The sequence below is a fragment of the Burkholderia stagnalis genome (assembly GCF_039848545.1).
Taxonomy (GTDB): domain Bacteria; phylum Pseudomonadota; class Gammaproteobacteria; order Burkholderiales; family Burkholderiaceae; genus Burkholderia; species Burkholderia stagnalis.
Genome location: NZ_CP156686.1, coordinates 165979 through 178426 on the forward strand (window position 1 = coordinate 165979; position 12448 = coordinate 178426).

The window sequence follows — 12448 nt, forward strand, 5'->3', positions numbered from 1 at the left end:
TGCTGAGTGAAGGGCCCACGCACACGGCGGGCAACGGATTACCAGCGCGCGCCGAACGTCTCGCGCAATTCGTCGAGCGCCGCGTCCGGCAGCGGCGCGGGCTTCGGTTCGGTCATCAGCCACAGGCGCGCCGTTTCCTCGAGCTCCTCGAGCGCGTACGACGCCTGCGACACCGACGGGCCCCACATCACCGGGCCGAGACGGTCGAGCAGCACGCCGCGCACGCGATCGGCGAGCGCGGCGACTTCGGCGGCGACGGCCGCGTCGCCGGGGCGGCGGTAGCGGATCAGCGGAATGTGGCCGACCTTCATCACGTAGTACGGCGTGATCGGCGGCAGCACGTCGGTGTCGCGCCACACGCCCGCAAGCGTCAGCGCGACGAGATGTGTCGAATGCGTATGCACGATGCCGTTCGCTTCGGCGTTGCGCGCGTAGATGCCGCGATGCAGCGTCAGCGTCTTCGACGGCCGGCCACCCGACACCGGCTGGCCGTCGAGGCCGACCTTCGCGATGTCGTTCGGGTCGAGGCGGCCGAGGCATGCGTCGGTCGGCGTGATCAGCCAGCCGTCGTCCAGACGCGCGCTGATGTTGCCCGCGCTGCCGACCGCATGGCCGCGCGCATACAGGCTCGCGCCGACCACGCAGATCTCTTCGCGCAGTGTTGCTTCGTGGCTCATCGTGCGGCTCCGTCGAGTGCGCGCAGTGCCTTGTCGAAGAAATCCACCGCGCCGAAGTTGCCGGACTTCAGCGCGAGGCCGAGCGGCTCGGCGTCGATCGTCGCGGTCGCGGGCACGCCCGGATCGATCTGCGCGCCGATCTGCAGCGACTTCACGTCGAGCGCCTGCACCACCGCGCCGGACGTTTCGCCGCCCGCGACGACGAACTTGCGCACGCCGAGCGCGCGCAGGCCCTGCGCGATCGCGGCGAGCGTGCTTTCGACGAGATGGCCGGCCGCGTCGACGCCGAGCGCCTGCTGCACGGCCTTCACTTCGTCAGGGGTTGCGGTCGCATAGATCAGCACCGGCTCGGGCAGGCGCGAACGCGCGAACGCGAGTGCCTGCTCGACGACCGGCTCGCCGCGCGCCGCCGCGAGCGGATCGATGCGAAAGCTCGGGCGATGCGCGCGCCATTCGGCGACCTGCGCGTTGGTCGCCTTCGACGCGCTGCCGGCGAGCACCGTCGAATAGCCGTCGATGCGCGGCAGCGACGCCGCGTTGTCGCGCTCGGGCAGCAGGCCAGCGGTGCGGAAATTCGCGGGCAGGCCGAGCGCGATGCCCGAGCCGCCGGTGACGAGCGGCAGGTCCGCGCAGGCTTCGCCGAGCACGTAGAGATCGCGGTCGGACAGCGCGTCGGCGATCGCGAAGCGCGCGCCTTCCGCGCGCAGCTGCGCGATCGTCGCGCGCACCGCGGCGGAGCCGAGGCCGATCGCATCGTGGCGGATCAGGCCGACGCGCGACGGCGTCTGGCGCTGCAGCACGCGCACGAGGTTCGCGTCCTTCATCGGCGTGAGCGGATGGTTCTCCATTCCCGATTCGTTCAGCAGCGTATCGCCGACGAACAGGTGGCCGCGGAAGATCGTGCGGCCGTTCTCCGGGAACGCCGGGCACGCGATCGCGAAGCCGCCGCCGGCCGCGTCGAGCAGCGCGTCGGCGACCGGGCCGATGTTGCCCGCGTCGGTGGAGTCGAACGTCGAGCAGTACTTGAAGAAGAACTGGCGGCAGCCCTGCGCGCGCAGCCATTCGTACGCGGCGAGCGATTGCGCGACCGCGTCGGCCGCGGGAATCGTGCGCGACTTCAGCGCGACGACGATCGCGTCGGCGTCGAGCGTGGCGCCGTCGGCCGGCACGCCGATCGTCTGCACGGTGCGCATGCCGCTCTTGACGAGCATGTTCGCGAGATCGGTCGCGCCGGTGAAATCGTCGGCGATGCAGCCGAGCAGGGGACGGGAAGCGGTCATGACGATGGCCTCGTTCAGATCAACGGGAAGGCGGCAGCGTGATGCCGGGGAAGGTCTTGATCACGGCGGAATCGTCCTCGCCGCCGTGGCCGGCGCTCGATGCGCTCATGAACATCTGGTGCGCGGCGGCCGACAGCGGCAGCGGGAATTTGCTGCGGCGCGCGGTGTCGAGCACGAGGCCGAGATCCTTCACGAAGATGTCGACCGCGGACAGCGGCGTGTAGTCGCCGTTCAGGATGTGCGGCACGCGGTTCTCGAACATCCACGAGTTGCCGGCGCTGTGCGTGATCACGTCGTACAGCGCATCGGGATCGACGCCTTCGCGCAGGCCGAGCGCCATCGCTTCGGCCGCTGCCGCGATGTGCACGCCGGCCAGCAGCTGGTTGATGATCTTCACTTTCGAGCCGACGCCGTGCGCATCGCCGAGGCGGTAGACCTTGCCCGCGATCGCGGCCAGCACGTCGTCGCAGGCTTCGTATGCGGCGGCCGGGCCGGACGTCATCATCGTCATCTCGCCCGATGCCGCGCGCGCGGCGCCGCCGGACACCGGCGCGTCGAGCATCTGCAGGCCCGCGGCCTCGATGCGCGCGCCGAGCGCGATCGCGAACTCGGGCGCGACGGTCGCGCTCGCGATCACGACGCCGCCCGGCTTCATCCGCGCGAGAGCGCCCTGTTCGCCGAACAGCACCGTTTCCGTCTGCGCCGCATTGACGACGAGCGTGACGACGACATCGCACTGCGCGCCGAGCTCGGCGGGCGTCGCGCACGCGATGCCGCCTTCCGCCGCGAATGCGTTCAGCACGCTTTCACGCACGTCGCACGCGTGCACGCGGAAGCCCGCGCGCAGCAGCGAGCGCGCAACGCCGAGGCCCATTGCGCCGAGGCCGATGACTCCAACATTTCGTGACATGGTCAACCTTGATCGATTCGTGACAGGGGGCGGCATCTACCGAACGCAGCGCTGCCGCGTTCAGCAGATGCCGGCTTCCGCGAGACGGCGGGCGGCGTTGTACATGTGCGTGCGCGCGGCGTTGCGGGCCGCCATCGGGTCGCGCGCGCGAATCGCGTCGGCGATCGCCGCATGCTCTTCGCGAACCTGCCGCGAGAAATCCTCGCGCGTCGCCTCGTTGCCGCGCGTGACCTTCACGCCCGCTTCGAGGTACTGGTTCAGGAACTGCAGCGTCTTCAGGAAATACGGATTGCCGGTGACGGCCGCGATCGTGCGGTGGAACGCGACGTCCTCCGCGACGCCGTCGCGCCCTTCGGCCACCGCGTCGTCGATCTTGCGCAGCGCATCGTCGATGTCGTCCATGTCGTCATCCGTGCGATGCAGCGCGGCTTCGGCGGCGACTTCCGCCTCGATCGCGCGGCGCACCGCGAGCAGGTGCGGCAGCGAGCTCGCCTCGACCGCTTCCGCGTAGTCGATGCGCAGCGGCCGGATCGCGCCGTGCTGGTTCACGTAGACGCCGCTGCCCTGGCGCGGCTCGACCACGCCCTCGTTCTTCAGGCGCGAGATCGCCTCGCGGATCACGGTGCGGCTCACGCCGAATTCCTGCGCGAGCACGGCCTCGGTCGGCAGCTTGCCGGTGGCCGCGAAACTGCCGACTTCGATCTGCTTGAGCAGCTGCTGCGCGACGTGATCGCTCATCGCGCGAGCGGGAATTTTCTCGAACATGGTGTTCATGTTTGTAAGGTGATGTGGTCATCATACAAATTTTTGGGAGAAAGGGCGCATCCGGAATAACCCTCGCTCGGCCGGGACATCTTCGGCGAATTTGATTGGAACCGGTTCCAAATCGCAGCAACTTCACGCGATCATGTGGGGCCGGTGCACGGGGGCGCGACGCTGCACCGATCGCCTAAACTGGACTGGATCGACCTGTCCGGGTCCGATCCAACGCCGCACCCAGCGAGGCACGTCATGACCGTGAGCCAGCCAGCCCGAACGGAATTGCCGGGGCAAGTCGTTCTCGTGTTGCAGGGCGGCGGCGCGCTGGGCGCGTTCCAGCTCGGCGTCTACCAGGCGATGGACGAGGCCGGCATCCAGCCCGACTGGGTGGTCGGCACGTCCATCGGCGCGATCAATGCGGCGCTGATCGCCGGGAACCGGCCGGAGCATCGCTTGCAGCGGGTCGCGGAGTTCTGGAGCCGGGTGACCGAGCGCTCCCGGCTGCGCGTGCCCGCCGTGCTGCCGGGCTGGAGCCGGCTGTTCGCCGAGCTGATGATCATCGGCGGCGGCATCGCCGGGTTCTTCGAGCCGAACCCGGCGTCGTGGCTCGGGCCGATGGCTCGGCTGGGCGCCGAGCGCGCGTCGTACTACCTGATCGCGCCGCTGCGCGACACGCTGAGCACGCTGATCGACGTCGAGATGCTGAACGCCGGCCAGCCGCGCCTGACCGTCGGCGCGGTGAACGCGTGCACCGGCGCGATGCGCTATTTCGACACGCGCGACCAGCCGCTCGCCGTCGAGCACATCATGAGCTCGGCCGCGCTGCCGCCCGCTTTCCCGGCCGTGAGAATCGGCGGCCAGCCGTACTGGGACGGCGGCGTGTATTCCAATACGCCGGTCGAGGTGGTGCTGGACGACAGGCCGCGCAGGAGTTCGATCATCTTCTCGGTGCAGATGTGGAATCCGGTCGGCCCCGAGCCGCAAACCATCCTGCAGGTATCGGAGCGGCAGAAGGACATCCAGTACGCGAGCCGGACCGACAGCCATATCGCGCGTCAGCAGCAGATCCACCGGCTGCGCCACGTGATCCGCGAACTGGTCGCGCACGTGCCCGAGGCCGAGCGCGCGACGGCCGAGGTGCGGGCGCTGGCGGCCTGGGGATGCCAGACCACCATGCGCGTGATCAAGCTCGCCGCGCCCCGGCTCGACGGTGACAACCAGTTCAAGGACATCGACTTCACGCCGGCCGGCATCGCGGCGCGCCGGCAGGCGGGCTACGAGGCGGCGCGGCAGGCGATCGCCGCGCGCCCGTGGGACATGCCGATGGATCCGATCGACGGGATGACCGTCTACAGCGCGGACGAACCCGCGGGCGGCGAAGGGCATGCCTGACGCCCTTCAGCCGCGAGCGGCGGCGCCCCGCTGATCGCAGCGGCGGACGGTGCGACCGTGACGGGCGGCCGGTCAATGCTGGTATGCTGGCCTTCATGACATCCGCTCAGGAGGTCGCCATGGCGACGAAGCACGTCTCGAAGAAAAAGTACCTGAAGATCCTGAACAAGCGTCTGCGTGCCGAGCCCGATGCGCCATCGGGCACGTCGTTCGTGTTCTACCCGCCGGGCGCGAAGGCGAAGGACGCGACCGGCGTCGTCTCCAGCGCGCCGGGCAGCGAGCATGCGCTCGCGATGATGGCCGCGATCCAGGGCAAGGCGGCCGAGGAATTCGTCGTGACGGGAAAGCGGGCGAAGTAACGCGCGGCGGCCCGGGGGCCGCGCGCGTCGCCCCATCAGAACCGCACGACCGTCTTGCGTTCGACGTTGAAGCCGTCGCGCAGGATGCACGCCGAGTCGGCGAAGTAGCGTTGGGTTTCCGACAGCAGATCCGCGTTCCCGCGATGGCAGAACACCACGCCCGATCCTTCCTCGGTCAGCAGCTCGCCGATCAGCGACTCGGGCTGCGCGACATCGGCCAGATGGACGTTCTGCACGCCCTGCGCGAGCGCATCGAGCGCTTCGCGCACATAGCGCGAAGCGGCGGCGCACGGGTGCTCGGCCAGCCACTGCTCGAGCTCCGTCATCCCGTATAGCCCGGCCAGCGCGTCCAGTTCGCCCAGCACCGCGCGCTCGACCATCATCACCAGCGTCACGGCGCCGGTTCGCTGCGCAATCAGGCTGCCGAGCCGCTCGGGGTCCAGCAAGCGATCCCGGCCGCCGTCGTCCGGCGCGACGGGCATCACCACCGGCACGAGCCCATGCTCCCGAAATGCGTCGAACGCGGCCGCGTCGAACTGCGTGACCGGGCTCAGGTTCGCGTGGTCCGACTCGGCGCCGGCGGTTATCAGGCCGCCGTCCTGGCCGCTGATACCGAGCGCCTTTACGCCATGACTGCCGATCAGGCGCACCAGCTCGTGGTTGACGTCGGCCATCATCGCGCGTGCGGCCTGCACGGCGCGTGCGTCGCCCGGATCGGGCGGCGCGGTCTTGCGGAACGCCGGCAGCCCGCCGTGCACGACGACGGGGCGAACGCCGGTCAGCGCCAGCAGCGCGACGTCCTGCGCGAACGACATGCGGGCGCGGGGCGCATGCACGGCGGAGCCGCCATGGACGATGACGACGGTCTGCCCGTGCAGCGCCTGCATGAACGGCAGCGAGCGGGCCAGCCTGGCCACCTGCTGCGACGGGACGGCTTTGCTTTCAGGGTCTGGGAACATGGGAAAGGTCGGTGAATGGACGGGGTGGCCGCGGGTTGCCGCGCCGCGCATCAGCGCGTGCCCTGCATCAGCGCGGCGATCTCGTCGGGTGTCTGCGCGGCGCGCGCGGCCAGCCTGAACTGACGCTTGCCGAGGAACCGCGCGGCGTCGGCCAGCAGTTCGAGGTGCTCCCGGTCGTCTTCCTCGGGCATCACCAGCAGCAGGAACTCGCCGACGGGCTTGCCGTCCGGCGCATCGAAGCCGAACGGGTACAGCGCGCGCACGAACAGGCCGACGGCCGCGCCGACACCGCCGACGCGCGCATGCGGCAGCGCGACGCCCTGGCCGAGGCCGGTCGAGCCGAGCTGCTCGCGCTTCATCAGCTCGGTGCGGATCCGCTCGGCGGCCAGCCCGTAGCGGCGCTGCAGATGCAGCGCCGCGTACTCGAACAACTGGTTCGGGCTCTCGACCGGCGCATCGAGCAGGATGTTCTCCGGCGGGCACGCGCGGGCCAGCCGGGTGACGGCGGGCATCCCGTCGTATCGGTGAGGCACGCCGGGTTGGCCGCCGTCGGCGGGACTGTGTGATTGCATGCGGATCTCTCCGTGACCGGGCTGGTGACAGAGGAATCCTAGACAAAACCCTGTAAAGACGGTGTCAGATACAGGGCGGCCGGACATAAAAATTGCGTATCGATGTGCCGCCGGTGTGTGATCACGAGCGGTCACGAAGCGCGCAGCATGAACAGCAGCATCGCCAGCAGATAGATCGCGATGCCGACATCCGGCGCGCCGCTCGCGATGACCGCGAACGCCACCGCGGCGCTCGCGACGAGCAGGAGTTTCGGCTTTGGCGGACGGCGGTGGCGTGTGCCCGAAGTGTCTTCATGCATTGCGCCGGCTCGTGCGCCGAGCGCGGATTTCCAGAACGTCAAGCCAAGCATGATGGGTTCCCTAGGTGAGAGTGGCGACGATGGATGGGGCGCCGCGGGTCGCGGCGCCCCGGCAGCGCGTCAGCAACGTTCCATCTTGAGCACGCGCGAGACCTGGCCGATCGTCAGCCCGCTGTTGCGCACATAGGGCGCGTAGTCGAGCGGCGCGGTGAGGGATGCGCTGACCACGAACCGGCCGACGAAGCGAAACGCGTCCGTCTCCATCTTGAGGAACACCGGAATCGCGTCGCCCTGCATGGCGAGCGTGCGGCCGGCGGCGCGCGCGGACGCGCTGCCGTCGCAGATGATCACGTCGGGCGCGTGCGGGTTGAGGTCCGTGCGCAGGCACGCGGCCACCACCCGGCCGTTCTTCGTCGGGAGAAACGCCTGCTTGCTGCCGCCACACACGGTGTGGATGAATTCACGGGTGTAGTTCTTGTTGATGTCGAACATGACGATGCTCCTGGGTTGCCGAACACAATGTGCTCGATAAGGGATGCGAATCAATTGGCCTGCGCCACGCGTCGTGAAAGCGCACGTGATCAGCCGGGGCGGTGCAAGCCCGCGCTCGACGCGTCCGCCGTTCGCCGCCGCAGGCTGCGGCGAACCGGTGGGGCCTCGTCGTCCGGGCTGCGCCACGCGCTCAGGATCCGCAGCACGGCCTGGCCGGTACGCGTAATGGAAAATTCGGGGCCGCCCGCTTTCGACTCGATCAATTCGGCCAGCCCGGCCTCGCGCAGCGCGGTGAGGTCGAGCGTGCCGGATTCGGCCGCGACGGGCGCCTGGTCGAGCAGCATCAGCGCCGCGATTTCATGCGCGCTCAGTCTCGGCGTTGCCGACGGCGCGCACACCACGGTTCGGTTTTTCATCTGTCATCCTTATTGCATCGGGCACGGCCGCACGCGCTCGCGCAGCCGGCCGAACAGCACGGTGCCGCCCGGGTCGCGTCACGCGCGGTAGCCGGGTTGTGTGAAAAGGTGCACGGGGATGGAACTACGACGCGCACCGCTCGCCTGGGCGGCAAGACGGTGGCTCAAGAAAGAGAGGCGCAGACGTCCTGCCTGTCAGGCAGCGAAACGACTTGGTGGGCGGGGACATCGGATGGTCATGTCACGTGCTCTCGGTTGGATTGCGATGACATTCTAGTGAACGGCGGAGCGGCCGCAAGTAAAAAGGTCGTAAAGGTGAGCGAAGCCTGACGCGGCGCACGGCTCACTCCACTTCTTCCTCGGCGACATCGTCCGGCGCAGCGGCCGCCGCTTCCCCGCCGCGTTCGCGATAGGCCGCCGGCGGCACGCCGAACTGCTTGCGGAACTCGCGCCCGAGATGCGACGCGTCGGCGAACCCGCAGCTCGACGCGATATCGGCGACGGTGCGATCCGAGCTCGTCAGCAGCCATGCGGCGGTGCGCAGCCGCACCTGCTTCGCGAACGCCTGCGGGCTCTTGCCGGTTTCGGCCTTGAACAGCCGTTCCAGCTGCCGCGCCGACAGGTCGAGCTTGCACGCGAGCTCCTCGAGCGGCAGCGCGCGGCCGACGTGCTGTTCCATCAGCAGGATCGCGCGCTTCACCTTCGGGTGCGTCGCGGGCTCGAGGCCCGGCGGGTGCGGCTGCGGCGCGTTGCCCTTCTGCATCTCGCCGACCAGCAGGATGCGCAGCGCCTTCTGCACGGTCGCGTGGTCGAAGTGGCGCAGCAGGATCGCGGCGGCCACGTCGATCGACGCGCGCCCGCCCGAACAGGTGATCCGCCGCCGGTCGATCACGAACAGCCGGTCGGCAATCAGCAGTTCGGGGTCGGCCGCCGGGAAGCGCTCGATGAAATCCCAGTAGTGGAACCAGCTCACGCAGGTGCGGTGCCCGTCGAGCACGCCCGCGCGCATCAGCGTGAACACGCCGGTGCAGATGCCGACGACGGTCGCGCCGTCGGCCGCCGCGCGGCGGACGAACGCGAGCGTCTCCGGCCCCGCCTGCGGCCCCGAATGCAGCAGCCCGCCGACCACCACCACGTAGTCGAACGGTTCGGCGTCGTCGAAGGTTTCCCACGGCGTGATCTGGATCCCGCAGCTCGCGCGCACCGGGGCGAGGGTTTCCCCGATCACGCTCCAGGCGCAGCGCACGGGCTTGCTGTAGTCGCCGTCGTCGGCGGACAGCCGGAGCATGTCGACGAAACCGGAGAACGCCGTCAGCGTGAAGTTCGGCAACAGCACGATGCCGAAGCGGATGCGTTTCGGGGCCGGGTCGGCAACGGGGGAGGCGGGTACGTCGGGTGTCATTGCGGCAAATCTCGTCACGGCTCGCCAGGGCGGGCAGGTCTCACTCTCTGATTACAAGGTCGGCACGGGCGGCGCGGATGCCCCAGCGTCGCCGATCGCCCGCGCGCGGACTTGCGTTTTTCCGTCGCGAACCATCGTCAAAACGCACTTTCCGGCCGAGCGGCGGGCCGCTTGGCGGCGGCATCCCACGCCGATGCCGTTTTTGTTCTATCGGCCAATTTTACGCTTTGGTGTACTGGCGTCCAATGTCACTTCACGTGTGTCCACCCAGAGGAAGCCAGATGAACGTCAGCGTCTTCGACCTGTTCAAGATCGGCATCGGCCCGTCCAGCTCGCATACGGTCGGCCCGATGATCGCCGCGTGCCGCTTCGCGTCGCACGTCGAGGATGCGAACCTGCTCGGTTTCGTGCGCCGCGTGCGGGTCGAGCTGTACGGCTCGCTCGGCGCGACCGGCAAGGGCCACGGCACCGACAAGGCGGTGCTGCTCGGCCTCGAAGGGCACCTGCCCGATTCGATCGACCCCGACCTGATCGAGCCGCGTCTCGCCGAGATCCGCGCGGCCAAGTCGCTGTCGCTGCTCGGCAAGCAGGCGATCCGCTTCGACGAGAAGGAGCACATCGGCTTCTATCGCAAGCTGATGAGCGGCACCGGCATCGTGCATCCGAACGGCATGCGCTTCCAGGCGTTCGACGAGCACGGCCAGCTGCTGGTGGAGAAGGAGTATTACTCGATCGGCGGCGGCTTCGTCGTGAACCGCGACGGCGATCGCGTGAACGGCGTGCGCGCGGCGGCCGAGGTGCCGTATCCGTTCCGCACCGGCGACGACCTGATGCGCCAGTGCCGTGCGAGCGGCCTGTCGATCGCCGAGTTGATGCTGCGCAACGAATGCGCGCTGCGCCCCGAGGACGAAGTGCGCGCGGGCCTGCTCGCGATCTGGCGCACGATGGCTGCGTGCGTCGAGCGCGGCTGCAAGGTCGAAGGCGACCTGCCGGGCCCGATGCGCGTGAAGCGCCGCGCGGCCGAGCTGAACGCCCGCCTGCGCGCGCGTTCGGAGGAATCGCTGCGCGACCCGCTGTCGATGCTCGACTGGGTCAACCTGTACGCGATGGCCGTCAACGAGGAGAACGCGGCGGGCGGCCGCGTCGTCACCGCGCCGACCAACGGCGCGGCCGGCGTGATTCCCGCGGTGCTGCACTACTACGTGAAGTTCGTGCCGGGTTCGAACGAGAACGGCATCGTCGAATTCCTGCTGACGGCCGCCGCCATCGGGATCATCTACAAGGAAACCGCGTCGATCTCCGGCGCGGAAGTGGGCTGCCAGGGCGAGGTGGGCGTCGCGTGCTCGATGGCCGCGGCCGCGCTCGCCGCCGTGATGGGCGGCACGCCCGACCAGGTCGAGAACGCCGCCGAGATCGGCATGGAGCACAACCTCGGCATGACCTGCGACCCGGTGGGCGGCCTCGTGCAGATCCCGTGCATCGAGCGCAACGCGATGGGCGCGATCAAGGCGCTGAACGCGTCGCGCATGGCGCTGAAGGGCAACGGCCAGCACTACGTGTCGCTCGATTCGGTCATCAAGACGATGCGCGAGACGGGCGCCGACATGAAGACGAAATACAAGGAAACGTCGCGCGGCGGCCTCGCCGTGAACGTCATCGAATGCTAACGAAGGATCACTAACATGAGCCGCTACTCGATATTCAGCCTGTTTCGCAACGGCCTGTCGTATCACGAGAACTGGGAAAAGCAGTGGAAGAGCCCGGAGCCGAAGAAGGAATACGACGTCGTGATCGTCGGCGGCGGCGGGCACGGCCTCGCGACCGCGTACTACCTCGCGAAGGAGCACGGCATCACCAATGTCGCGATCCTCGAGAAGGGCTGGATCGGCGGCGGCAACACCGCGCGCAACACGACGATCGTCCGCTCGAACTACCTGTGGGACGAATCGGCCGCGCTGTACGAGAAGGCGATGAAGCTGTGGGAAGGGCTGTCGCAGGACCTGAACTACAACGTGATGTTCAGCCAGCGCGGCGTGATGAACCTCGCGCATACGCTGCAGGACGTGCGCGACACCGAGCGCCGCGTGAACGCGAACCGGCTGAACGGCGTCGATGCCGAGTTCCTGACGCCCGCGCAGATCAAGGAAATCGAGCCGACCATCAACCTGAACAGCCGCTACCCGGTGCTCGGCGCGTCGATCCAGCGGCGCGCGGGCGTCGCGCGCCACGACGCGGTGGCCTGGGGCTTCGCGCGCGGCGCGGACCGCGCGGGCGTCGACATCATCCAGAACTGCCAGGTGACGGGCATTCGCCGCGAAGGCGGCGCGGTGGTGGGCGTCGACACGGTGAAGGGCTTCATCAAGGCGAAGAAGGTCGCGGTGGTCGCGGCCGGCAACACGACGACGCTCGCCGACATGGCCGGCGTGCGCCTGCCGATCGAGAGCCATCCGCTGCAGGCGCTGGTGTCGGAGCCGATCAAGCCGGTGGTCAACTCGGTGATCATGTCGAACGCGGTGCACGCGTACATCAGCCAGTCCGACAAGGGCGACCTCGTGATCGGCGCGGGCATCGACCAGTACACGGGCTTCGGCCAGCGCGGCAGCTTCCACATCATCGAAGGCACGCTGCAGGCGATCGTCGAGATGTTCCCGGTGTTCTCGCGCGTACGGATGAACCGCCAGTGGGGCGGCATCGTCGACGTGTCGCCGGACGCGTGCCCGATCATCAGCAAGACCGACGTGAAGGGCCTGTATTTCAACTGCGGCTGGGGCACGGGCGGCTTCAAGGCCACGCCGGGCTCGGGCTGGGTGTTCGCGCACACGATCGCGCGCGACGAGCCGCATCCGCTGAACGCGCCGTTCGCGCTCGACCGCTTCTACACGGGCCACCTGATCGACGAGCACGGCGCTGCCGCCGTCGCGCACTGAACCC

Annotated in this window: 14 protein-coding genes; 4 read left to right on the plus strand and 10 right to left on the minus strand. The window is 68.9% G+C overall.

The genetic code is table 11. The features are described 5' to 3' along the window. Window positions 1-38: 38 nt before the first annotated feature. Genes ABFO07_RS17600 through ABFO07_RS17615 form a run of 4 tightly spaced genes read right to left on the minus strand, consistent with a single transcriptional unit; the run spans window position 39 to window position 3632 of the window. Window positions 39-677, minus strand: coding sequence for an aldolase (locus ABFO07_RS17600; protein ID WP_347469345.1), 639 nt, complete (start codon window positions 675-677; stop codon window positions 39-41). Beyond that, window positions 674-1963, minus strand: coding sequence for a 3-oxo-tetronate kinase (otnK, locus tag ABFO07_RS17605; protein ID WP_185642621.1), 1290 nt, complete (start codon window positions 1961-1963; stop codon window positions 674-676). The genes ABFO07_RS17600 and otnK overlap by 4 nt, the downstream gene beginning before the upstream one ends. 13 nt (window positions 1964-1976) lie before the next feature. After that, window positions 1977-2867, minus strand: coding sequence for an L-threonate dehydrogenase (gene ltnD / locus ABFO07_RS17610; protein WP_059565885.1), 891 nt, complete (start codon window positions 2865-2867; stop codon window positions 1977-1979). Between the two features lie 60 nt (window positions 2868-2927). Beyond that, the gene (locus ABFO07_RS17615) at window positions 2928-3632 is read right to left on the minus strand and encodes a FadR/GntR family transcriptional regulator (RefSeq protein WP_059565911.1); all 705 of its coding nucleotides are present in this window, start codon (window positions 3630-3632) and stop codon (window positions 2928-2930) included. A gap of 246 nt (window positions 3633-3878) precedes the next feature. Here ABFO07_RS17615 and ABFO07_RS17620 point away from each other — a divergent pair, with 246 nt between their 5' ends. Next, window positions 3879-5018: a patatin-like phospholipase family protein gene (locus ABFO07_RS17620; RefSeq protein ID WP_060149451.1), complete on the plus strand. Its 1140-nt coding sequence runs from the start codon at window positions 3879-3881 to the stop codon at window positions 5016-5018. Between the two features lie 119 nt (window positions 5019-5137). Continuing rightward, window positions 5138-5377 (plus strand): hypothetical protein, encoded by a 240-nt coding sequence (locus ABFO07_RS17625; RefSeq protein WP_060149452.1) that lies wholly within the window; start codon window positions 5138-5140, stop codon window positions 5375-5377. 35 nt (window positions 5378-5412) lie between these two features. On the opposite strand, the gene ABFO07_RS17630 is transcribed toward ABFO07_RS17625, so the two are convergent. The 6 genes from ABFO07_RS17630 to ABFO07_RS17655 form a co-directional block, all read right to left on the minus strand. Further along, window positions 5413-6336 (minus strand): acetylglutamate kinase, encoded by a 924-nt coding sequence (locus tag ABFO07_RS17630; protein WP_060149453.1) that lies wholly within the window; start codon window positions 6334-6336, stop codon window positions 5413-5415. Between the two features lie 50 nt (window positions 6337-6386). Then, window positions 6387-6908 carry a PTS sugar transporter subunit IIA gene (locus ABFO07_RS17635; RefSeq protein WP_059996015.1) on the minus strand — a complete coding sequence of 174 codons (522 nt, stop codon included), beginning with the start codon at window positions 6906-6908 and terminating at the stop codon, window positions 6387-6389. A 131-nt stretch (window positions 6909-7039) separates the two neighbouring features. Further along, complete coding sequence (locus tag ABFO07_RS17640) at window positions 7040-7207, minus strand: hypothetical protein (protein ID WP_230948517.1); 168 nt, start codon at window positions 7205-7207, stop codon at window positions 7040-7042. 120 nt (window positions 7208-7327) lie between these two features. Continuing rightward, window positions 7328-7699, minus strand: coding sequence for a hypothetical protein (locus ABFO07_RS17645; RefSeq protein WP_059565880.1), 372 nt, complete (start codon window positions 7697-7699; stop codon window positions 7328-7330). 89 nt (window positions 7700-7788) lie between these two features. After that, window positions 7789-8115: a hypothetical protein gene (locus tag ABFO07_RS17650; protein ID WP_063895626.1), complete on the minus strand. Its 327-nt coding sequence runs from the start codon at window positions 8113-8115 to the stop codon at window positions 7789-7791. 343 nt (window positions 8116-8458) lie between these two features. Continuing rightward, window positions 8459-9517: a GlxA family transcriptional regulator gene (locus ABFO07_RS17655; RefSeq protein ID WP_059565879.1), complete on the minus strand. Its 1059-nt coding sequence runs from the start codon at window positions 9515-9517 to the stop codon at window positions 8459-8461. A 281-nt stretch (window positions 9518-9798) separates the two neighbouring features. Here ABFO07_RS17655 and ABFO07_RS17660 point away from each other — a divergent pair, with 281 nt between their 5' ends. Both ABFO07_RS17660 and ABFO07_RS17665 read left to right on the plus strand, forming a co-directional pair. After that, the gene (locus ABFO07_RS17660; RefSeq protein ID WP_059801571.1) at window positions 9799-11184 is read left to right on the plus strand and encodes an L-serine ammonia-lyase; all 1386 of its coding nucleotides are present in this window, start codon (window positions 9799-9801) and stop codon (window positions 11182-11184) included. Between the two features lie 15 nt (window positions 11185-11199). Further along, a complete protein-coding gene (locus ABFO07_RS17665) occupies window positions 11200-12444 on the plus strand; it encodes a sarcosine oxidase subunit beta family protein (protein ID WP_010089369.1) in 1245 nt (414 codons plus the stop codon). Window positions 12445-12448: the final 4 nt, after the last annotated feature.